Here is a 25219-nt window from a genome sequence, read left to right as displayed (position 1 = left end):
CCGGTGCGGCATTCGTGGGCGACAGCCGCGAGGCCGCTCCGGTGGGGCGCTCGAACCTTCGGCCGCGAGATCCGCCGGCCGGTGCTCTCCCCGTCGCGACGGGGAGAGCACCGGTCATGACGGTGTCGGTCCGTGCGCGGGAACGTTCATGTCGAGCGCGGTGCCCTCGGTCCAGGGTTCCGGCCGGGTCAGGAACACCGAGTCGCCGTCGGTGCCCTCCTGCATCCGCACCCACCGCCGCATGGCGGCCTGGGTGACCGGTGACGACATGCTCATCAGCGCGGCGACGGCCTCCTGGTTGAGGCTGGCCCTGGCCGAGAGCGAAGGGGCGTCATTGAAGATCCGCTTCTGCAGGGCCACGGCCTTCCGCGGTCGCCTGGCATAGCGTTCCGCCATCCGCCGCACCGTGTCCAGCAGGTCCTCGGCCGGCACCACCCGGTTCACCAGGCCCAGCTGCAGAGCCTCCTGCGGCGTGTAGGAACGCGCTTCGAGCATCATCTCCAGGGCCCGGGACGGCCCGACGAGCTGGACGAGCCGCTGCCCGCCCAGGGAGGTGTTCAGCCCCAGCGACAGTTCGGGCAGGCTGAAACCGGCATCACGGTCGGCGGACACCCGCATGTCGAAGAAGACCGACATCTCCAGGCCACCGCCGCCGCACGGCCCGTTCACCGCGGCGATCCACACCGCCGGGGAGTGCATCAGCCGCAGCGCCATGTCATGGAACCGGGTCACCGCGAGCAGCCCTTTGAGCGAGGAACGGGCGATCAGACGTTCGCCCGCCCGGCCTGTCATGGTCCGCACAGTCCGGTACAGGTTCTGAGCGACCGCGCGGGAGATCTCCGGCGTGCCGTCCGCCTGCGAAGAGAGGTCGGCGATGTCGAAGTGGGTGATGAACCGGCCGGGGCGCGCGCCGGTGACGACGACCGCGCCGACCGAGGCGTCCTGCTCCACCGCCTCGACGAGCCGGATGAAGTCCCGTTGCATCGCCAAGGTCATGTAGTTGAACGGCGGAGCGTCCACCCGCGCCGTCAGCACCCGGCCCGACTGCTCAAGCCGCAACGTGGACAGTTCGAGACCTACCGCGCCTTCCACCGGCCCCCGATCCGTCTGTTCTGCACCGGACATCTCTCAACCTGCCCGTCGGAGCCAGTCGTCGACCAGGCGGGCCGTGTCCTCCGCCTTCTCGGCGAGCATCGAAAAGTGGTTCGCCTCGATCGTCCGTACGGTGTGCGACGGGTCGAACGGCGTCGCCCGCCAGTAATCCGATTCGGGTTCGACCTCGGAGAACGGCTCCGTGCACTGCACGAACAGCACGGGCGCCCCCACCTCGGCCAGTTCGATACCGTGCGTCATGGCGGACCAGTGCCCCATCGCGGACAGTCGCGCGGTGTTGAACTCACCGAAAACCGTCTCCATCCGCATGATGTACTGCAGCACCTGCTCGGACAGCGTCTGCGAATCGCCGCCCGCGCGGGGGTGGAAGGAGTCCATCATCACCACCGCCTCCGGGGAGATCCCCGACTTCTCCAGCACACCGGCCGCGCCGTAGGCGAGGATGCCGCCGGCCGAATGACCGACGAGCACGAACGGTTCCCCCTCACTGGCCTGCGCGACGCCTTCCGCGATACTCCCGAGGGCGACGTCGATCGTGGCGGGAAGACCCTCACCGAGGGCGTAGCCGAGCAGGGGAAGCGCCGAGACGTGCCTTTCCCCTCGGAAGTGCGCGGCGAACCGCGCGTACTGGTGAACGCCACCGGTCACCGTGGACGAACTCACGCAGATCAAGCGAGGCGGCGCCGAACCACCGGCCAGCGTCACCGGCCGGGGTGTCTCCTTCGGGTCGACAGGTGCGTCGTACATGGGCCGGGCCCTCGCCACGGCATACAGCAGTCCGAACGCCTCCTGTGTCTTCCCGGAACGGAAAGCACCACGGAACAACTCCGCCAAGGTGTCGTTCAGCTGGCCCGCCGTCGAGGTGGCGGCCGCCGCGCCGTCGTTCGGCCGGTTGAAGAGCTCATGCCGCAGCCAGTGGGCGAGACCGGCGGAGTTCTTGTTCTCGAACACCGCCATCAAAGGGAATTCCCAGCCGATCGCCCTGACCAGGGAGTTACGCAGTTCGGTCGCGCTGAACGAGTCGAAACCCAGCTCGAAGAAATCACGTTCGAGATCGACGGCCGAGGAGTCGCCGTGGCCGAGAACGGCTGCCGCGTGGCGCTCCACCAGTTCCCGCAGCACCTCGTGCTGCCGCGCTTCCCCAAGCCCCCGCAACCGCTCCCGAGCGGTGTCCGCCTCGGGTGTCGACTCGGAATCGACCGGCCCCATCACCGCGGCCAGCCCGGTCTCCGCCGGGTTCCCGGTCGGCGAACCGGTTCCGCCGAGCCAGTAACGCCGTCGCTGGAAGGCATAGGTGGGCAGGTCGATCCGGCGCCCGCCAGGTGGCAGCACCCGCCGCCAGTCGACGGGAACCCCGCGCACGTACAGCTCGGCCAGCGCGACCGTGGCCGCCGTATGCTCGTCCCGGTCCTTACGCAGCACCGGCACCAGCACCGCGTCCGGCCGATGCCGGTCGGCGGACGAGCCGGCGAGCGCGGCGAGGGTCTCACCGGCCATCGAGGCCAGCACCCCGTCGGGGCCCAGTTCCAGATACGCCCGCACACCCTGGTGGTGCAGGGTTCGCACACCGTCGGCGAAACGGACCGCGCCGCGGACCTGGTCGACCCAGTAGTCGGGCGAGCAGAGCTGCTCGGCCGTGGCCACCTCGCCGGTCACGTTCGAGACGACCGGGATGCGCGGCGCGCCGTAGGTCAGCGTGCGGGCCAGGGCACGGAAGTCCTCCAGCATCGGATCCAGCAACGGTGAATGGAACGCGTGCGACACCCGCAACCGCTTCGTGCGCACCCCCCGCTCCTCCAGCATCGCGGCGATCCCGAGAACCGGCTCCTCCACGCCGGAGATCACCACCGAGGCGGGACCGTTCACCGCCGCGATCGACATCTCCTTCTCCCGCCCGGCCAGCAGAGCGGCGACCTGCTCCTCGGAGGTCCGCACCGACACCATCGCCCCGCCGGCGGGAAGCGCCTGCATCAACCGCGCCCGGCCCGCCACCAGCGCACACGCGTCGGCCAGCGACAACACCCCGGCCGCATGCGCCGCCGCGATCTCCCCGATCGAATGCCCCGCCAGCACACCCGGCCGCAGCCCCCAGGACTCCACCAGCCGGAACAGCGCCGTCTCCACCGCGAACAACGCGGGCTGCGCCCATCCCGTCCGATCCAGCGACTCCGCCTCGGCCGACCCCGGCTCGGCGAACAGCACCTCACGCAACGAACGATCCCGGTGGTGCCCCGCCCGCCCAGCCTGCTCCCGGTCGAACCTCGCCAGCAGCGGCTCCAGCTCGGCGAACACCTCGTCCAACGCGGTCGCGAACACCGGGAAACGGTCGTACAGCTCCCGGCCCATCCCCGCCCGCTGACTCCCCTGACCGGTGAACAACGCCGCCAGCCTCGGCTCCACCCCCGCCACCCCGCGCACCACACCGGCGCCCGGCAGATCCTCGGCCACCGCGCCCAGTCCGGCCAGCGCACCCTCACGATCGGCGGCCACCACCACCGCCCGATGCTCGAACGCCGACCGCGTCGCCACCAGCGAGAACCCCATGTCCACCTGGTCCAGCTCGCGGTGTGCACTCACCTGCGCCGCCAGTCGTCGCGCCTGCTCACGCAGCGCCTCGGCACTTCTGGCCGACACCACCCAGGGCACCACACCCGTCGGCGTCCGGTCCCGCACCCCCGGCTCCGTCTGCGGCACCTCCGGCTCCTGCTCGATGATCAGGTGAACGTTGGTGCCGCTGATCCCGAACGACGACACGCCCGCCCGGCGCGGACGACCCGTCTTCGGCCACTCGACCTGCTCGGTCAGCAGCCTCACCGCGCCCGTCGACCAGTCCACGTGCGAGGACGGCGCGTCCACGTGCAGCGTCCTGGGCAGCACTCCGTGCCGCATCGCGAGCACCATCTTGATCACACCGGCCACGCCCGCCGCGCCCTGCGTGTGACCGATGTTCGACTTGATCGATCCCAGCAGCAACGGCCGACCGGCTTCACGGTTCTGGCCGTAGGTGGCGAGCAGCGCCTGCGCCTCGATCGGGTCGCCCAGCCTGGTACCGGTCCCGTGCGCCTCCACCGCGTCCACCTCTGCGGCGGTCAGCCCGGCACCCGCCAGTGCCTGGCGGATCACCCGCTGCTGCGAAGGGCCGTTCGGCGCGGTCAGACCGTTGGAGGCGCCGTCCTGGTTGATCGCCGACCCGCGCACCACCGCGAGCACCTGATGACCGTTGCGGCGGGCGTCCGACAACCGCTCCAGCACCAGCACACCGACACCCTCGGACCAGCCGGTGCCGTCCGCGCTGTCGGAGAACGCCTTGCACCGCCCGTCGGGCGCCATTCCGCCGTCCACGCCGAAGCCAAGGAACCCGAGCGGGGTGGCTATCACCTTGACACCGCCCGCCAGCGCCAGGCCGCACTCGCCCGAGCGCAACGCCTGCGCCGCCAGGTGTATGGCGACCAGGGACGACGAGCACGCGGTGTCGATCGTCATCGTCGGGCCCTCCAGGCCCAGGACGTAGGACAGGCGGCCCGACAGCACACTGGCCGCCGTACCGGTGAGGACGTAGTTCCGCACCTCTTCCCCGGCTTCCAGGCACAGGTTCCCGTAGTCCTGGCCGTTGGTGCCCACGAAGACGCCGGTGGAGCTGCCCTTGAGCGAGACCGGGTCGATCCCGGCCCGCTCGACCGCCTCCCACGTCGTCTCCAGCAGCAACCGCTGCTGCGGATCCATCGCGAGCGCCTCACGCGGCGTGATCCTGAAGAATCCAGGATCGAACTCCGTCACATCCGACAGGAACCCGCCCTGACACTCCGCGCCCAGCATCGATATCGTCTCCACATCCCAGCCCCGATCGACCGGGTGTGTGGAGATCGCGTCCTGTCCCTCGGACAGCAGCCGCCACAGATCCTCAGGAGAGGCGACCCCACCTGGAAAGCGGCACGCCATCGACACGACCGCTATCGGCTCGTGCCTGCCCGACTCCACCTCTTCGAGCCGCCGGCGGGTCTCGTGCAAATCGGCGGTGACCCACTTCAGGTACTCGACGAGCTTCCGGTCTTCGGACATGAGAGTGGCCCTTCACAGTGTTCAGACAAGGGCTCGAATCACAGATCTTTCGAGCGCCCCAGTTCGTTGTCGATGAAGCTGAGGATTTCCTCGGTACTCGCCGATTCGAGCATGTCGGCGACGGCGACTTCGCCGTTCTCCGTGCCGCTCTCGCTCACCCTCGCCAGCAGGTGCCGCAACCGGGTCGAGATGCCGTTCCGGGTGCGATCGTCGAGCGCGTTGCCGGGAAGACCGGAAAGAGAGGTCTCGAACCGGTCGAGGTCGGCCAGCAACGACAGCTCCACCGCGGCGTTCGCTCCGGGCGCGATCTCCTCCAGGAGGTATTCGGCGAGGCTGGCCGGGGTCGGGTAGTCGAAGATGAGGGTCGCGGTCAGCCGCAGTCCGGTGGCCACGTTGAGCCGGTTGCGCAGTTCCATGGTGGTGAGGGAGTCGAAGCCCAGCTCACGGAACTCTCGTCCGGGCTGGATGGCGTCCAGCGACTCGTGTCCCAGCACCACCGCCGCCTGCGTCCGGACCAGGTCCATCATGAGCCGGACCTGCTCGGTGTGCTCCAGGCCGGCGAGCCGCTTCACCAGCTCCGCTTCCCCGCCCGCCACAGCCGAGACCGCCGAGCGACGCCCAGCGCGGACCAGGCCCCGCATCAGATGCGGCACCTCGCCCACCGCCCGCAGCACCGACAGCTCCAGCCGCACCGGCGCCACCGTCGCCCGGCCCGACGCGGTGGCGGCCTCGAACGCCGTGAGGCCCTGCTCGGCCGACAACGCAGGCATCCCCGGCCGGTTGATCCGCCGCATCTCGACCGCGCTCAACGTGCCGGTCATTCCCGCGTCCTGAGCCCACGCCCCCCACGCCAGCGACACCCCCGCCAGTCCTTCGGCCCGGCGCACCTGAGCCAGCGCGTCCAGGAACACGTTGCCCGCCGCGTAGTTGCCCTGACCAGGCGCTCCCATGACACCGGCGAAGGAGGAGAACATGACGAACGCCGCGAGGTCCGTGTTCCGCGTGAGTTCGTGCAGGTGCCAGGCCGCGTCGACCTTCGGCCGCAGCACCGCGCTCAGGCCCTCCGCCGTCAGCGACGGAATCGTGCCGTCGGCCAGCACACCCGCGGTGTGGATCACCGCGGTCAGCGGATGCGCGGCATCGATCCCGGCCAGCAGCGCCGCCACCTGGTCGCGATCGGCCATGTCGCAGGCGGCGACCGTGACCTCGACGCCGTGCGCGATCAGCCCGGCCCGCAACTCCGCCGCACCCGGAGCGTCAAGGCCCCGGCGGCTGGTCAGCAGCAGACGCCGCACCCCACGCTCGGCCACCGCATGCCACGCGAACAACGCACCCAGACCACCGGTACCGCCGGTGATCAACACCGTCCCCTCCGGGTCCCAGACCCGGCTCGCCGTTCCCTCCGTGTCAGAGCCGGGCACCACCCGCGCCAGGCGCGGTGCCCACACCTCGCCGTCGCGCACCACCGCCTGCGATTCACCCGAGGAAAACGCCTCGGCCAGCACCGCCGGCAGTCCGGACAGCGAGGATTCCCGGTCATCGACGTCGACCAGCGCGAACCGGCCCGGTTCCTCGGACTGCGCGCTGCGGACCAGACCCCACGTCCCAGCAGCCGGAAGATCGGTCACCACCTCACCGTCGGTCGCGACCGCGCCCCGGGTGAGGAACACCAGGCGCGAATCGGCGAACCGGTCATCGGCCAGCCACTGCTGCAACAGGTGCAGCACGTGAGTCGTCAGCGCATGCGCCGACTCCACCGTCCCGACCGCCGGATCCGAGAGCGCCTCCACCATCACCACGGCCGGGACCGGCCCCGCCTCGGCCAGCGCGGACAGATCCGCATGCACCGGCACCGCGTCCCCGGCACCGCGCAACGCCGCCGCCACGCCCAGCGCGTCCACGCCGAGCACCGCCACCGGCATCGACGCCTGCTCCGCCTGCGGCACAGCGGCCACCGGCGTCCACTCCACCCCGAACAACGACTCCCAGCCCGCCCCGGCACCATCGGAGACCTTCAGTTGCTCAAGCGCGACCGGCCGCAACACCACGTTGCGCGCCGACACCACCGGCCCACCGGCGGCATCCACCGCGCTCAACGACACCGCGTCCGGCCCCGTCCTGACCAACCGCACCCGCAACACCGACGCCCCAGCCGCGTGCAGGCACACCTGCTCCCACGAAGACGGCAGCGCGCCGCCCTCGGAACCGTCCAGATCGGCGAAGGCCACCGCGTGCAGCGCCGCGTCCAGCAGCGCCGGGTGCATCCCGAACGAACCCGCGCTCGGGGCCACCTGCTCGGGCAGGGCGACCTCGGCGAACACCTCACCGTCGGCACCGCGCCAAAGCTCGCGCAACCCCTGGAACGCCGGACCGTAGGCGAAGCCGTCCTCGGCCAGTTCCTCGTACAGTCCCTCCAGCTCGATCGCGGACGCCCCCGCGGGCGGCCACTCCGCCGCCTCGAACGGCACGACCTCCGCCACTCCGGTCGCGAGCGTGCCGGTGGCGTACCGCGCCCACGCCACCTCCTCGGCCGCCCCCGCCGAACGGGCGTACACGCTCACACTCCGGCGACCCGACTCCTCCTTGGCCTCCACCCACACCTGCACCGTGACCGCGTCCCGCTCGCCCAGCACCAATGGCGCGTCCAGGGTCAGCTCCTCCAGCAGGTCGCAGCCGACCTGGTCACCGGCACGCACGGCCAGCTCCACGAACGCCGACGCCGGTACCACCACCGAGCCCGCCACCACGTGGTCGGCCAGCCACGGATGCGTGCTCACCGACAACCGACCCGTCAACACCACCCCGTCGGAGTTGGCCAGCGGCATCGCCGCGCCCAGCAACGGGTGATCCGTCGCGGCCAGACCCGCCGCCGCCACGTTCCCGATGTCGGAACCGAGGTTGTCGGGCCAGAACCGCTGGTGCTCGAAGGGATAGGTCGGCAGATCGACCCGGCGACCACCCGGCAGCACCGAACGCCACTCCACCGGCACCCCGTGCACATGCAGCTCGGCCAGCGCACCCATCACCGCCACATGCTCATCGCGGCCCTTGCGCAGCACCGGCACCAGCACCGTGGGCAACTCATGCGCCTGCGTCTCCGGTTCGGTCGCGATGACGTCCTGGGCCATCGCGGTCAGCGCCCCGTCGGGACCGAGCTCCAGATACGCCCGCACGCCCTGCGCACGCAGGGCACGAACAGCGTCGGCGAAGCGCACCGCACCACGCACCTGCTCCACCCAGTACTCCGGTGAGCACAACTGCTCGGCCGTGGCCGCCTGTCCGGTCAGCGTGGACACGATCGGGGTCCTCGGCGCCCCGTAGGTGAGCCCGCTCGCCAGAGCGCGGAAGTCCTCCAGCATCGGGTCCATCAGCGGCGAATGGAACGCGTGCGACACCCGCAACCGCTTCGTCCGTGCCCCTCGTTCCTCCAGGGCTGCGGCGATGTCGAGGACCGGCTGCTCAGCCCCGGAGATCACCACCGAGGCCGGGCCGTTCACCGCCGCGACCGAGACCTCCTTCTCGCGTCCGGCGAGCAGCTCGGCGACCTGCTCCTCGGAGGCCTGCACCGCCACCATCGCCCCACCGGCGGGAAGCGCCTGCATCAACCGCGCCCGGCCCGCCACCAGCGCGCACGCGTCCTTCAAGGACAGCACCCCGGCCACGTGCGCCGCGGTGATCTCCCCGACCGAGTGGCCCGCCAGCACGTCCGGCCGGATTCCCCACGAGGACACCAGCCGGAACAGCGCCGTCTCCACCGCGAACAACGCCGGCTGCGCCCACCCTGTCTGGTCCAGCGCCTCCGCCTGCGCCGACCCCGGCTCGGCGAACAGCACCTCACGCAACGACCCCTCAAGCAGCGGATCCAGCTCGGCGATCACCGCGTCCAGCGCCTCGGCGAACACCGGGAACCGCCCATACAACTCCCGGCCCATCCCGGCCCGCTGCGACCCCTGACCGGTGAACAGCACCGCCAGCTGCGGCTCACCCGCGGCCACCCCGCGCACCACACCCGCACCCGGCAGACCCTCGGCCAACGCCCCCAGCCCGGCCAGCACACCCTCACGACCATCGGCCAGCACCACCGCCCGATGCTCGAACGCCGACCGCGTCGTCGCCAGCGAGAACGCCACATCGGCCAACCCGAGACCGGGCTCACCCTCCAGGAGGGACAGCAGTTGCCCGGCCTGCACCCGCAACGCCTGACCCGTCTTCGCCGACACCGGCACCGGCACCACGCCCGCGGGCGCCTCGCCCTGCGAAACCTCTCCGGACTCCGGTACCTCCGGCCCCTGTTCGAGGATCACGTGCGCGTTGGTGCCGCTGATCCCGAACGACGACACACCCGCCCGACGCGGACGACCCGTCTGAGGCCACTCGGCCGCCTCGGTCAGCAGCTTCACCGCGCCCGCCGACCAGTCCACGTGCGAGGAGGGAGTATCGACATGGAGCGTCTTGGGAAGCACACCGTGCCGCATCGCGAGCACCATCTTGATCACGCCGACCACACCCGACGCCGCCTGCGCGTGACCGAGGTTCGACTTGATCGCACCTATCAGCAGCGGCCTGTCCTCGTCCCGGTCCTGGCCGTACGTCGCGAGCAGCGCCTGCGCCTCGATCGGGTCACCCAGGACCGTGCCGGTGCCGTGCGCCTCCACCGCGTCCACCTCGGACGCCGACAGACCGGCGCTGATCAGCGCCTGGCGGATCACCCGTCGCTGCGAGGGGCCGTTCGGCGCGGTCAGGCCGTTGGACGCGCCGTCCTGGTTCACCGCGGAGCCACGCATCACCGCGAGCACCTGGTGGCCGTTGCGGCGCGCGTCCGACAACCGCTCCAGCACCAGCATGCCCACACCCTCGGACCAGCTGGTGCCGTCCGCGCTGTCGGAGAACGCCTTGCACCGGCCATCGGGCGCCACCCCGCTGCCCTGCATGCCGAAGCCGACCAGCACCATCGGCGACGTCATCACCGTGATACCGCCGGCCAGCGCGAGCGAGCACTCCCCCTGCCGCAGCGCCTGCGCCGCGAGGTGCAATGTCACCAGCGACGACGAACACGCCGTGTCCACCGACACCGCGGGCCCCTCCAGGCCCAGCGTGTACGACAGGCGGCCCGACAGCACGCTGGCCGCCACACCGGTGACGCCGTTGCCCTGCGCGTCCGCCGGAGAACTCATGATCAGGCTCATGTAGTCCTGACCGTTGGTGCCCACGAACACCCCGGTGGAACTGCCCTTCAGCGAGGCCGGGTCGATCCCGGCCCGCTCGACCGCCTCCCACGTCGTCTCCAGCAGCAACCGCTGCTGCGGATCCATCGCGAGCGCCTCACGCGGCGAGATCCCGAAGAACCCCGCGTCGAACCCCGCCACATCCCCCAGGAACCCACCCTCGGATCCGATACCCACCGCCGACATCGACTCCAGGTCCCAGCCCCGATCGGTCGGGACCGGCGCGATCGCGTCCTCGCCCTCGACCAGCAACCGCCACAGATCCTCGGGAGAGTCGACCCCACCCGGGTAACGGCACGCCATCGACACGATCGCGATCGGTTCCTGCCTGCCCGACTCCACCTCTTCGAGCCGCCGACGGGTCTCGTGCAAATCGGCGGTGACCCATTTCAAGTACTCGACGAGCTTCCGGTCTTCGGACATGAGAGTGGCCCTTCACATTGTTCAGACGCGGGCTCGAATCACAGATCTTTCGAGCGGCCCAGTTCGTTGTCGATGAAGCTGAGGATTTCCTCGGTACTCGCCGATTCGAGCATGCCGGCGACAGCGATTTCACTAGTTTCCGTGCCGCTCTCGCTCACCCTCGCCAGCAGGTGCCGCAACCGGGTCGAGATGCCGTTCCGGGCGAGATCGTCGAGTGCGTAGCCGGAAAGAGCGGTCTCGAACCGGTCGAGATCGGCCAGCAACGACAGCTCCACCGAGGTGTTCGTTCCGGGCGCGATTTCCGCCAAAAGGTGTTCGGCGAGGCTCACGGGGGTGGGGCAGTCGAAGATGAGGGTGGCGGGCAGCCGCAGGCCGGTGACGGCATTGAGCCGGTTACGCAACTCCACCGCGGTGAGGGAGTCGAAGCCCAGCTCACGGAACTCCCGCCGCGCCTGGACGGTCTCCGCCGACTCGTGCCCCAGCACCGCCGCCGCCTGCGCCCGCACCATCTCCACCACCAGCCGAACCTGCTCGGCCTCACCCAACCCCGCCAGCCGCCGCACCAGCTCCGAATCCCCACCCGCGAGGGCGGAAACCGCCGACCGACGGCCCGCACGAACCAGGCCACGCATCAGATGCGGCACCTCGGGGAACGTGCGCAGCACCGAGAGATCCAGCCGCGCCGCCACCACCGCCGCCCGACCCGACGCGGTGGCCGCCTCGAACGCCGCGAGCCCCTGCTCGGCCGAGAGCGCCGGCATCCCCGCCCGCGCCATCCTGCGCAGATCGACCGCGCCCAGCGTGCCGGTCATCCCGGTCTCCTGCTCCCACAGGCCCCACGCCAGCGACAGTCCCGGCAGTCCCCCGGCCCGGCGCTGCCGGGCCAGTGTGTCGAGGAACGCGTTCGCCGCCGCGTAGTTGCCCTGCCCGGCATTGCCCATCACCCCGGCGAACGAGGAGAACACCACGAATCCGGCCAGGTCCAGGTCCTGGGTGAGCTCGTGCAGATGCCAGGCGGCGTCGACCTTGGGACGCAGCACCGCATCCAGCCCTTCCGCCGTCAGCGACGGAATCGTGCCGTCGGCCAGCACACCCGCGGTGTGAATCACCGCGGTCAGCGGGTGCTCGGCGTCGATCCCGGCCAGCAGACCCGCGACCTGATCCCGATCCGCCATGTCGCACGCCGCGATCGTGACCTCGACCCCATGCGCGATCAACTCCGCCCGCAACTCCAGTGCTCCCGGAGCGTCCACCCCTCGACGGCTGGTCAGCAGCAGGTGCCGCACTCCCCGCTCGGCCACCACGTGCCGCGCGAACAAAGCTCCCAGACCACCGGTACCACCGGTGATCAACACCGTCCCCTCCGGATTCCAGACCCGGCCCGCCTCGTCGCCGACGTCAGAGCCGGACACCACCCGCGCCATCCGCGGAACCCGCACCTCACCCCCGCGCACCGCCGCCTGCGGCTCACCCGAGGCCAGCACCCCAACCAGTGCGTCGAGCAGGACCGACAGCGAGGACTCCTGATCATCCACGTCGACCAGCGCGAACCGGCCCGGGTTCTCCGACTGAGCACTGCGGACCAGGCCCCACACCCCAGCGGCCGGGAGATCGGCCACCACTTCGCCATCGTCGGTCGCGACCGCGCCCCTGGTGACGAACACCAGGCGCGAGTCGGCGTACCGCTCCTCGGCCAGCCACCGCTGCAGCAGGTCCAGCACATGGGCGGTCAGTGCATGCGCAGACTCCACCACCCCGACCACCGGGTCGGAGGCCACCTCCATCAGCACCACACCCGGTACCGGGCCCGCCCCGGCCAGCGCGGGCAGATCCGCATGCACCGGCACCACGTCCCCGACCGCCCGCAACGCGGGGGCAAGACCCAGCACGTCCAAGCCGAGCACCGCCACCTGTATCGACACCGGCACCTCGTCGGCCTGCGACAGGCCACTCGCAGCAGGCCACTCCACCCGGAACAACGCGTCCTGCCTGGCCCCGCGAGGGTCGGAGCCGGCCACGTGCTCGGTGGAGATCGGCCGGAGTGCCACCGACCTCGCCGACACCACCGGCGCCCCGGCCGCATCCACCGCGCTCAGCGACAACGCACCGCCGCCAGTCCTGGCCAGCCGCACCCGCAGCACCGACGCCCCGGCCGCATGCAGGCACACCCCACCCCATGACAACGGCAGGCGGCCACCCGCGACATCATCCAACCCGGCGAACGGCACAATGTGCAACGCCGCGTCCAGCAGCGCCGGATGCAACCCGAACGAACCCGCGTCACCGGCCTGCTCGGGCAACCTCACCTCGGCGAACAGCTCGTCATCGCGTCGCCAGGCCGCCCGCAGTCCCTGGAACACCGGGCCATAGCCCAAGCCCTCCCCCGCCAGCTCTTCATACAGCCCCGCCAGCTCGATCGCGGCCGCGTCGGCCGGCGGCCACACCGCCATGTCGAACGGCTCGGCAGGCGAAGCATCCGTGGCGAGCGTGCCGGTGGCGTGCCGTACCCACGGCACCTCCTCGGCCGCGTCCGCCGAACGGGCGTACACACTCACCGACCGGCTGCCCGACGTCTCCGCAGCTCCCACCCACACCTGCACCGCCACCGCGTCGTCCTCGCCCAGCACCAGCGGAGCATCCAGGGTCAGCTCCTCGACCACCTCGCAGCCGACCTGGTCACCGGCACGCACCGCCAGCTCCACGAACGCCGACGCCGGTACCACCACCGAGCCCGCCACCACGTAGTCGGCCAGCCACTGCTGCGCACTCACCGACAACCGGCCGGTCAGCACCACTCCATCGGAGTCGGCCCGAGGCATCACCGCACCCAGCAACGGGTGATCCGTCGCGGCCAGGCCCAGAACGCGAGCGTCACCGCTCTGCTTGGCGTTCGGCCAGAACCGCTGGTGCTGGAAGGCGTAGGTGGGCAGATCCACCCTGCCGCCACCAGTCAGCACCTGCTGCCAGTCGACCGTCACGCCACGGACGAACAGCTCCGCGGCCGACGTCAGCACCCGCTCCAGGCCGCCCTCATCGCGGCGCAGCGTCCCGGCGATCACAGCCTCCACCTCGGCCGCGTCCACACACTCACCGATGCCGACCGTCAGCACCGGATGCGGACTCACCTCGACGAACACCCGATACCGCTGCTCCAGCAACTCTCCGATCACCGGAGCGAAAGCCACCGTGCGCCGCAGGTTCTCACACCAATACCCGGCTGCCAGCTCTGGGCCCTCCAGCCATTGGCCGGTCACGGTCGAGAGCATCGGCACCCGCACCGAACCCGGGCTCACCTCCGCCAGCACCGCTGCCAGCTCTTCGGCGATCAGATCCACCTGCGCCGAATGCGAGGCGTAATCCACCGCGATCCGCCGCACCCGAACATTCTCAGCCGACAACCGCTCCACCAGCTCCTCGACCGCCGCGACCTCACCGGCCACCACCACCGAGCTCGAACCATTGACCGCCGCCACCGAAATCCGCCCGTCCCACGCCGCCACCCGCTCGGTGACCTGCTCCACCGGCAGCGCCACCGACGCCATCGCTCCATGTCCAGCAAGCCGCTCACCGATCAGGCGGCTGCGCAACGCCACCACCCGGGCGCCGTCCTGCAACGACAGGCCACCGGCCACCACCGCCGCCGCGATCTCACCCTGCGAATGCCCCACCACCGCGTCCGCACGAACACCCAGCGACTCCCACACCGCCGCCAACGACACCATCACCGCGAACGACACCGGCTGGACCACATCCACCCGATCCAGCCCCGGCGCACCCTCCACCTGCCGGATCACCTCCAGCAACGACCAGTCCACGAACGGCTCCAACGCCGCCGCACACTCGGCCATCCGCGCCGCGAACACCCCCGACTCCTCCAACAGAGCCGCACCCATCCCCACCCACTGCGCCCCCTGACCCGGGAACACCCACACCGACTTGCCCACCACATCGGCCACCCCGGACACCACATTCGCCGTGGGCTCACCCGAAGCCACCGCACCCAACCCCGCCAGCAAACCCCCACGATCCCCGCCGACCACCACCGCACGGTGCTCGAACACCGACCGCGACACCACCAGCGACGACCCCACATCCAGCGGGTCAATCTCACCGGCAGCCCGCACGTGCGTCAGCAATCGCCCGGCCTGTGCCCGCAGTGCCTCCTCGGTCTTCGCAGACACCACCCACGGCACCGCACCCGGCGCCTGGCCCTGGTCACGCGACTCCCGCTCAGGAGCCTCCGGCCCCTGCTCCAAGATCACGTGCGCGTTGGTGCCGCTGATCCCGAACGACGACACACCCGCCCGACGCGGACGACCCGTCTGAGGCCACTCGACCTGCTCGGTCAGCAGCTCCACCGCACCCGAGGCCCAGTCCACGTGCGACGACGGCTCATCCACGTGCAACGTCCGAGGCAGCACACCGTGCCGCAGAGCCATCACCATCTTGATCACACCCGCCACACCGGCCGCCGCCTGAGTGTGACCGAGGTTCGACTTGATCGACCCCAGCAGCAGCGGACGGTCCTCGTCCCGATCCTGGCCATAGGTCGCCAGCAGCGCCTGCGCCTCGATCGGGTCACCCAGCGTCGTCCCCGTACCGTGCGCCTCGACCGCGTCCACCTCGGACACCGAGAGCCCGGCCCCGGCCAGGGCCTGACGGATCACCCGCTGCTGGGAGGGACCGTTCGGCGCGGTCAGACCGTTGGAGGCGCCGTCCTGGTTCACCGCCGACCCGCGCACCACCGCCAGCACCTGGTGGCCGTTGCGGCGCGCGTCCGACAACCGCTCCAGCACCAGCATGCCCACACCCTCGGAGTAGTTGGTGCCGTCCGCCGCGTCGGCGAAGGACTTGCACCGCCCATCTCCCGCCAGCCCACCCTGCACACTGAAGCCGATGAACACCGCCGGGGTGGCCATCACCGTCACACCACCGGCCAGTGCCAGGTCGCAGTCACCCGAGCGCAGTGCCTGCGCCGCCATGTGCATCGCCACCAGCGACGACGAACACGCCGTGTCCACCGTCACCGCAGGACCCTCCAGGCCCAGCGCGTACGAAATCCGACCGGTCGCGACGCTGCCCGCCGTACCGGTGCTGATGAAGCCCATCGCCTCCGGCGGGAGTGCGGCGCTCATCCCGTAGTCGTGATACATCACCCCGGCGAACACGCCGGTGCGGCTGCCGCGCAACGAGATCGGGTCCACACCCGTCCGCTCGATCGCCTCCCACGACGTCTCCAGCAGCAGGCGCTGCTGCGGGTCCATCGCCAGCGCCTCACGCGGCGAGATCCCGAAGAACCCCGGATCGAACTGCGTGGCACTCTCCAGGAAACCACCCTCGCGCACGTAGTCCGAACTGTACGAGGCCCCCAGATCCCAGCCTCGCGTGGTCGGAAACTCGGAGATCCCGTCCCCGCCCTCGGCCACCAGCCTCCACAGATCCTCCGGAGAGGCGACCTCACCCGGGAAACGGCAGGCCATGCCCACGATCACGACCGGATCGTTCGTCACCGGCACCGGCATCGCGGGAACCCGCACATCGGCGTCCTCACCGAACAGTTCGGCCAGCAGGAAGTCCGCCAGTACGGTCGGTGTCGGGTAGTCGAACACCAGCGTGGACGGCAACCGCAGCCCCGTCGCCGCGTTCAGCCGGTTACGCAACTCGACCGCGGTCAGGGAGTCGAAGCCCAGCTCACGAAACTCCCGACGCACCTCCACCATGTCGGACGAGGCATGACCCAGCACCATCGCCGCCTCGACACGCACCAGGTCCACCAGCACCTCGGCCCGCTCGGCCGCCCCCAACGGAGCCAACCGCTGCAACAACGTCGCGGCCACCACCGAACCCGACGCCGCCGACCGCCGACCACCCCGCACCAGACCACGCAACAACGCCGGCACCTCGCCGTAGGTGCGTATCGAAGGAAGATCCAGCCGAACCGGAACCAGCACCGCGTGCTTCAGCGCGGTAGCGGCCTCGAACAGCGCCATGCCCTGCTCCACCGACAGCGGCGGCATGCCCGTACGGGTGATCCGCTGCATATCGATATCGCCCAGCGTGCCGGTCAATCCGGTGTCCTGGGTCCAGGGCCCCCAGGCCAGCGAGAGCGCGGGCAGCCCCTCGGCCCTGCGCACCTGCGCCAAGGCGTCCAAGAACGTGTTCGCGGCCGCGTAGTTGCCCTGCCCTGCGGAGCCCATCACGCCCGACAGGGACGAGTAGATGATGAACGCCGCCAGATCCAGATCCCGGGTGAGTTCGTGCAGATGCCAGACGGCGTCGACCTTCGGCCGCAGGACCGTCTCCAGCCGCTCAGGCGTGAGCGACGGGATCGTGCCGTCGGCCAGCACACCGGCAGTGTGGATCACCGCGGTCAGCGGGTGCTCGTCGTCCACCTGCGCCAGCAGGGCCACCACCTGGTCGCGGTCGGCCATGTCACAGGCCGCGACCGTGACCTCGACCCCATGCGCGATCAACTCCGCCTGCAACTCCACCGCACCCGGAGCCTCCAGCCCTCTTCTGCTGGTCAGCACCAGATGCCGCACCCCACGCTCGGCCACCACATGCCGAGCCAAACTCCCCCCCAGACCACCGGTACCACCAGTGATCAACACCGTCCCCTCCGGATCCCACGACCGCCCCACCTCCTCAGCAGGCGCCACCCGCACCAGACGCGGCACCAACACCCCACCCTCACGCACCGCCACCTGCGGCTCACCCGAAATCAACACCCCCGCCAACACCGACGACGACAACCCACCATCACCATCGACATCGACATCGACATCGACATCGACCAGCACGAACCGGCCCGGATTCTCCCACTGCGCCGACCGCACCAACCCCCACACCGCCGCAGCCGCCAGATCAACGACCACATCACCATCCCGCGCCTCGACCGCACCCCGGGTCACGAACACCAACCGCGAACCGACGAACCGCTCATCGGCCAACCACTCCTGCAACAACCCCAGGACCTGCGCGACCACCGCGTGCGTCGACCCCACCACGTCCTCGGCATCGGCCGACCCCACCGAGACCATGACCACATCCGGCACCGAATCCAGCAGGGCCAGGTCAGAAAGGGCCTCTCCGGCGAGTTCGACCACGTCCGGTTCGGCGTCGGATACCGGCATCTGAGCCGAGGGCGTCCACTCCAGGCCGAACAACGCGTCCCGCTCCACCGCCGGGGTGCTACCGACGGCGACGAGCTGGTCGGCCGAGACCGGGCGCAGCACCAGGGAACGCGCCGACACCACCGGCTCCCCGGCGAAGTCCACCGCGCTCAGCGACACCGCGTCCTCGCCCACCTTGGCCAGTCGCACCCTCAGCAGGGTCGCCCCACTCGCGTGCAGGCACACCTCGTCCCAGGAGAACGGCAAGCGCGTACCCGCCGCGGCGTCCAGCCCGGCGAAACTCACCGCGTGCAACGCCGCGTCCAGCAGAGCCGGGTGCACCCCGAACGACCCCGCGTCCGACTGTGCCTCCTCCGGCAGCGCCACCTCGGCGAACACCGCGCCATCGGCACCCCGCCAGGCCGCCCGCAATCCCTGGAACACCGGACCGTAGGTGAGCAACCCTTCGGCCAGCTGGTCATAGAGGCCGTCCAGCTCGATCGCGGTCGCGCCGACCGGCGGCCACACCGCCGTGTCGAACGGCACCGCGGCCCGCCCGCCTGTGGCGAGCGTGCCGGTGGCGTGCCGTACCCACGGCACCTCCTCGGCCGCATCCGCCGAACGGGCGTAGACACTCACGCTCCGCCGACCGGTCTCCTCCGGCGCACCCACCGCGATCTGGACCACGACCGCGTCGTCCTCGCCCAGCACCAGCGGAGCGTCCAGGATCAACTCCTCGACCACCTCGCAGCCGACCTGGTCACCAGCCCGCACCGCCAGCTCCACGAACCCGGTCCCCGGGAAGAACACCATCCCGGCCACCACATGATCGGCCAGCCACGGATGCGACGAGAGCGACAAGCGGCCCGTCAACAACACACCGTCGGAATCGGCCAGGCCCACCGCCGCGCCCAGCAGCGGATGACCCGTCGCGGCCAGGCCCAGAACACGGGCATCACCGCTCTGCCGCGCGTTCGGCCAGAACCGCTGGTGCTGGAAGGCGTAGGTGGGCAGATCCACCCTGCGGCCACCGGTCAGCACCTGCTGCCAGTCAACCGTCACGCCACGCACGAACAGCTCCGCCGCCGAGACCAGCACCCGCTCCAGGCCACCCTCGTCACGACGCAGCGTCCCGGCGATCACGGCCTCCACCTCGGCCGCGTCCACGCACTCACCAACCCCGACCGTCAGCACCGGATGCGGACTCACCTCGACGAACACCCGATACCGCTGCTCCAGCAACTGCCCGACCGCCGGAGCGAAGCCCACCGTGCGCCGCAGGTTCTCACACCAATACCCGGCCTCCAGCTCCGGCCCTTCCAGCCACTGACCGGTCACGGTCGACAGCATCGGCACCCGCACCGGCTGCGGCGCCACCCCCGCCAGAACCCCGGCCAGCTCCTCGGCGATCAGATCCACCTGCGCCGAATGCGAGGCGTAATCCACCGCGATCCGCCGCACCCGAACATTCTCAGCCGACAACCGCTCCACCAGCTCCTCGACTGCCGCGACCTCACCGGCCACCACCACCGAGCTCGGACCGTTGACCGCCGCCACCGACACCCCCTCCACCAAAACGGCCTCAACCCGCTCCACCGGCAGCGCCACCGACGCCATCGCCCCACGTCCAGCAAGCCGCTCACCGATCAACCGGCTCCGCAACGCCACCACCCGGGCGCCATCCTGCAACGACAACCCGCCGGCCACCACCGCCGCCGCGATCTCACCTTGGGAATGCCCCACCACCGCGTCCGGCCGCACTCCCAGCGACTCCCACACCGCCGCCAACGACACCATCACCGCGAACGACACCGGCTGCACCACATCCACCCGATCCAGCGACGGAGCACCCTCCACCTGACGCACCACATCCAGCAACGACCACTCCACGAACGGCTCCAACGCCGCCGCACACTCCGCCATCCGAGCCGCGAACACCCCCGACTCCTCCAACAGAGCCGCACCCATCCCCACCCACTGCGCCCCCTGACCCGGGAACACCCACACCATCCGGCCATCCACATCGGCGACACCCCGCACCACCCCGGGCGCCGACTCACCCACGCTCAGCGCACCCAACCCCGCCAGCAGCCCCACACGCTCCCCGCCGACCACCACCGCGCGGTGCTCGAACACCGACCGCGACCCCACCAGCGAGAACGCCGTATCCACCAGGCCCAGCTCGTCGCGCGCGTCCACGAACGACACCAGACGACCCGCCTGCGCCCGCAGTGCCTCCTCGCTCTTGCCCGACACCACCCACGGCACCACACCCACGGCCGAACCGGTATCACCGGCCTCCGGCTCCGCGACCTGCGGCCCCTGCTCCAAAATCATGTGTGCGTTGGTGCCGCTGATCCCGAACGACGACACCCCCGCCCGACGCGGACGACCCATGTCCGGCCAGTCCATCGTCTCGGTCAGCAGCTCCACCGCACCCGAGGCCCAGTCCACATGCGACGACGGCTCGTCCACGTGCAACGTCTTGGGCAGCACCCCGTGCTGGAGAGCCATCACCATCTTGATCACGCTCGCCACACCCGCCGCCGACTGCGCGTGACCGAGATTCGACTTGATCGACCCCAGCAGGATCGGTCGCTCCTCCGGCCGGTCCTGGCCGTACGTCGCCAGCAGCGCCTGCGCCTCGATCGGGTCACCCAGCGTCGTCCCCGTGCCGTGCGCCTCGACCACGTCCACCTCGGAGGGAGACAGCCCGGCGACGGCAAGCGCCTGACGGATCACCCGCCGCTGCGAGGGGCCGTTCGGCGCGGTCAGACCGTTGGACGCGCCGTCCTGGTTGATCGCCGAACCCCGCACCACCGCCAGCACCTCGTGGCCGTTGCGCTGGGCGTCCGACAGCCGCTCCAGCATCACCAGGCCGACGCCCTCGGACCATCCGATGCCGTCCGCCGAGTCGGAGAACGCCTTGCAGCGGGCATCCTGCGCCAGGCCGCCCTGCTCACCGAACTCCGCGAACGCCGCGAGGGTCGTCATCACCGTCACACCGCCGGCGAGGGCCAGCGAGCACTCCCCGTTGCGCAGGGCCTGTGCCGCCATGTGGATGGTCACCAGCGACGACGAGCACGCGGTGTCCACCGTCACCGCCGGACCCTCCAGCCCGAAGGTGTAGGAGATCCGGCCGGAGGCCACGCTACCCATCAGGCCGGTCATGATGTAACCGAGAGACTCCTCCCCGGGCGTGTAGCCCGAGCCGGAGGCGCCGATGAAGACGCCGGTCTCGCTGCCGCGCAACGAGTCCGGGTCGATGCCCGCGCGTTCGAGGACCTCCCAGGCCGTCTCCAGCAGCAGCCGCTGCTGCGGGTCCATCGCGAGCGCCTCACGCGGTGAGATCCGGAAGAACTCCGCGTCGAACCCGGGGGCGTCGGAAACGAACCCGCCCTTCAGGCCCAGAGCGCTGAACCCTTCCCATCCGCGACCGGCCGGCAGCGGGGTCATCACGTCCTGCCCCTCGACGACCAGCCGCCACAGATCCTCCGGAGAGCTCACCTCTCCGGGGTAGCGGCAGGCCATCGAGACGATGACGATCGGGTCGTCCCCGACCGAGACCGTGGCCACCGGCAGGATGGCGTCGCCGTGCGCGCCGAGCACCTCGCTCAGCAGATACTCACCGAGCACGGCGGGGGTGGGGTAGTCGAAGACGAGGGTGGAGGGCAGCCGCAACCCGGTGGCCACGTTGAGGCGGTTGCGCAGTTCGATCGCGGTCAGCGAGTCGAAGCCCAGCTCGCGGAACTCCCGCCTGACGTCCACCGCCGTGGAGTCGGAGTGTCCGAGGACCGCAGCGGCCTGACCGCGGACCAGGTCGGTCATGAACCGGGTCCGGTCGGTCTGCGTCAGCCCGGCCAACTGCCGCACCAACGCTCCCTCATCGGCCGCACGCGCCACCGCCGCCGTACGGCGGGTGCCGCGCACCAGGCCGCGCAGCAGCGGCGGCACCAGCTGAGCGGGCATCGCCGGCAGGTTCAGCAGGACCGGAAGCACCAGCGGTGCGTCCGACCCCAGGGCCGCGTCCAACAGCGCCATACCCTGCTCGGTGGTGATCAGCGGCAGCCCGGCCGAGGTGATTCGCTGTACGTCGGCCTGCGACATGGCCCCGGTCATCCCGGTGGCCTGCGCCCACAAACCCCAGGCCAGCGAGAGCCCCGGCAGTCCCTGAGCCCGGCGCCGCGCCATCAACGCGTCCAGCCAGGCGTTCGCCGCCGCGTAGTTACCCTGACCCGCGTTGCCCATCACCCCGGCGAACGAGGAGAACACCACGAACCCTGCCAGATCCATGCCCTGAGTGAGCTCGTGCAGATGCCAGGCGGCGTCGATCTTCGGCCGCAGCACGGTGTCCAGCCGCTCCGATGTCAACGAGGTGATCGTCCCGTCGTCCAGCACACCGGCGGTGTGGATCACCGCCGTCAGCGGGTGCTCCTCCGGAACCCCGGCCAGCAGCGCCGCGACCGCGTCCCGGTCGGCCATGTCGCACGCGGCGACGGTGACCTCGACCCCGTGCGCGATCAACTCCGCCTGCAACTCCACCGCACCCGGAGCCTCCAGACCCCGGCGGCTGACCAGCAGCAGATGCCGCATCCCGTGCTCGGCCACCAGATGCCGGGCCACCTCCGCACCCAGACCGCCCGTCCCACCAGTGATCAACACCGTGCCCTCCGGGTCCCAGACCCGGGGCATCGTCAGCACGATCTTGCCGGTGTGCCTGGCCTGGCTCATGAACCGGAACGCCTCCCGGCCCCGGCGCACGTCCCAGGTCGTCACCGGCAACGGCCGCAGCTCACCCGCCGCGAACAGTTTCACCAGCTCGCCCAGCATCTGCCGCAGCCGCTCCGGCCCGGCATCCGCCACGTCGAACCAGTGATATTTCAATCCCGGGAAGCTCTCCTGGTCGCGGATGTCGAGTTTGCCCAATTCGATGAACCGGCCCCCGGGGCGCAGCAGTCGCGCCGAGGCGTCGATGAACTCACCCGTCAACGAGTTGAGCACCACGTCGACGCCCCGCTCACCGCACACCTCCCGAAAGCGGTCCTCGAACTCCAGGGTGCGCGAGGAGGCGATGTGATCGTCGGGGATGCCCATCGACCGCAGCACGTCCCACTTCGCCGGACTGGCCGTGGCGAATACCTCGACCCCGAGCCGCTGCGCCAGCTGGATCGCCGCCATCCCGGTCCCACCGGCGCCCGCGTGCACCAGCAGCCGCTCGCCTTCCCGCAGGCCGGCCAGTTCCATCAGCCCGTAGTAGGTGGTGAGGAACGCCACCGGGATCGTCGCGGCCTGCTCGAACGAGCAGTGATCGGGAATCTTCACCAAGATCACGGCTTCGGCGACGACCACCGGTCCGAACCCGCCATCGGCCAGACCCATCACCCGATCCCCCGGACGCAGGTCCTCGACGCCGGGACCGACCTCGAGGACCACCCCGGCGACCTCACTGCCCATCAGGCCGACCTTGTCCTGGAACCACCCCAGCGCGTTCAACCCGTCCAGCAGGTCACGGAAGTTCACCCCCGCCGCGCGCACCGCCATCCGAACCTGCCCTGCCTCCAGCGGCTCGCTCGCCTGCGGGAACGGAAGCAACTCCAACGCGTCCAGGCTGCCCTTGGCCCGGCTGCCCAACCGCCACGCCGTACCGGCCGGAGGCAACAGGCCCGCACCAGAGGTCAGCGACGCCAACCTCGGCACCCGCACCCCACCCTCACGCACCGCCACCTGCGGCTCATCCAGTGTCGGCATCGCGAGCAGTACGTCGCGCAAAGCAGCGAGCGAGGAATCCTGATCATCCAGGTCGACCAGCACGAACCTGCCCGGATTCTCCGACTGCGCCGACCGCATCAGGCCCCACACCGTCGCGGCCGCCAGGTCGGTGATCGCCTCGCTCTCGCTCACGGCCACGGCGCCCCGCGTGACGAGCACCAGTCGCGAATCGGCACACCGCTCATCGGCCAGCCACCCCTGCAGCAGGCCCAGCACCCCGGCCGTCACCGCATGCGCCGAGATCGCCTCGTCCCCGGCCTGATCGACCCAGACCTCGGCCAGCACCACCTCGGGCACCGGCCCCGCCTCGGTCAGTGCCGACAGATCACGGTGAACCGCGACCGGCTGGTCGGCCGACTTCCGTACTTCGGCAAAGCCCAGCGGGTCGGGCTCGCACCCCGCAAAACCGACCACTGCCACCGGCACCACATGGACCATGGAAAGCTCCGGCAGCGGAGCCCAGTCCAACCGGAACAACCCGTTCCCCGCCGTCGCCTGCCCGCCATCGGCGGCGGCGAGTTGGTCGGGCGAGAACGGGCGCAGCACCAGCGAGCGCGCCGACAGCACCGGCTCCCCGGCAACGTCCACCGCGACCAGCGACACCGAGTCGGCAGCGGTCCGGCTCAGCCGCACGCGCAGCATCGCCGCCCCGGTGGCGTGCAAGCTCACCTCTGCCCAGGAGAACGGCAACCGCGTCCCCACCTCGTCGTCCAGTCCGGCGAACGTCGAGGCGTGCAACGCCGCGTCCAGCAACGCCGGGTGCACCCCGAACGCATCCGCACCCGACAGCGCCTGCTCGGGCAGGGCGACCTCGGCGAACACCTCGCCCCCCTCGCCCCACCAGGCCGCCCGCAACCCTTGGAACACCGGGCCGTACGCGAGCAACCCCTCGGCCAGCCGGTCATAGAAACCGTCCAGCCCGATCGCGGTCGCACCGGCCGGCGGCCACACCGCCGTGTCGAACGGCACGACGGCCCGGCCACCCGTGGCGAGCGTGCCGGTCGCGTGCCGCACCCACGGCACCTCCTCGGCCGCGTCCGCCGAACGGGCGTACACGTTCACACTCCGGCGACCCGACTCCTGAGCCGCACCCACCCACACCTGCACCGCGACGGCGTCGTTCTCACCCAGCACCAACGGTGCGACCAGGGTGAGCTCCTCCACCAGATCACACCCGACCTGGTCACCGGCCCGCACCGCCAGCTCAAGGAAACCGGTGCCGGGGAAGAACACCATTCCGGCCACCGCGTGATCGAGCAGCCACGGATGTGAACGCAACGACAACCGTCCGGTCAGCAGCACCCCATCCGAGTCGGCCAGGCCCACCGCCGCGCCCAGCAGCGGATGATCCGTCGCTGCCAGCCCCGCCGCGGCCACGTTTCCGGCCCCGGATCCCGTTCCCTCGGGCCAGAACCCCTGATGTTGGAAGGCGTAGGTGGGCAGATCCACCCGGCGGCCACCGGTCAGCACCTGCTGCCAGTCCACCGTCACACCACGCACGAACAGCTCCGCCGCCGA

4 protein-coding genes are annotated in these 25219 nt (G+C 70.7%); all 4 read right to left on the bottom strand.

The window, feature by feature from the left end:
- Window positions 1–114: 114 nt before the first annotated feature.
- The 4 genes from ABT352_RS38350 to ABT352_RS38335 are packed head-to-tail and all read right to left on the bottom strand — an operon-like array spanning window position 115 to window position 25201.
- Window positions 115–1125 (bottom strand): enoyl-CoA hydratase/isomerase family protein, encoded by a 1011-nt coding sequence (locus ABT352_RS38350; protein ID WP_350949962.1) that lies wholly within the window; start codon window positions 1123–1125, stop codon window positions 115–117.
- Between the two features lie 3 nt (window positions 1126–1128).
- Window positions 1129–5172, bottom strand: a complete 4044-nt coding sequence (locus ABT352_RS38345; RefSeq protein ID WP_350949961.1) for a type I polyketide synthase — start codon at window positions 5170–5172, stop codon at window positions 1129–1131.
- Between the two features lie 38 nt (window positions 5173–5210).
- Window positions 5211–10820 (bottom strand): type I polyketide synthase, encoded by a 5610-nt coding sequence (locus ABT352_RS38340; RefSeq protein ID WP_350949960.1) that lies wholly within the window; start codon window positions 10818–10820, stop codon window positions 5211–5213.
- A gap of 38 nt (window positions 10821–10858) precedes the next feature.
- A complete protein-coding gene (locus ABT352_RS38335) occupies window positions 10859–25201 on the bottom strand; it encodes an SDR family NAD(P)-dependent oxidoreductase (protein ID WP_350949959.1) in 14343 nt (4780 codons plus the stop codon).
- Window positions 25202–25219 lie beyond the last annotated feature (18 nt).

The sequence above is a fragment of the Streptosporangium sp. NPDC000563 genome, assembly GCF_040299985.1.
GTDB lineage: Bacteria > Actinomycetota > Actinomycetes > Streptosporangiales > Streptosporangiaceae > Streptosporangium.
The sequence above is the reverse complement of the archived record's forward strand: the minus strand, read 5'-3'. Positions and strand labels throughout refer to the sequence as shown.

Bases quoted from the DNA above. Each gene is read 5' to 3' on its own strand.
- ABT352_RS38350 (WP_350949962.1), bottom strand. From the start codon at position 1,125: ATGTCCGGTGCAGAACAGACGGATCGGGGGCCGGTGGAAGGCGCGGTA.
- ABT352_RS38345 (WP_350949961.1), bottom strand. From the start codon at position 5,172: ATGTCCGAAGACCGGAAGCTCGTCGAGTACCTGAAGTGGGTCACCGCC.
- ABT352_RS38340 (WP_350949960.1), bottom strand. From the start codon at position 10,820: ATGTCCGAAGACCGGAAGCTCGTCGAGTACTTGAAATGGGTCACCGCC.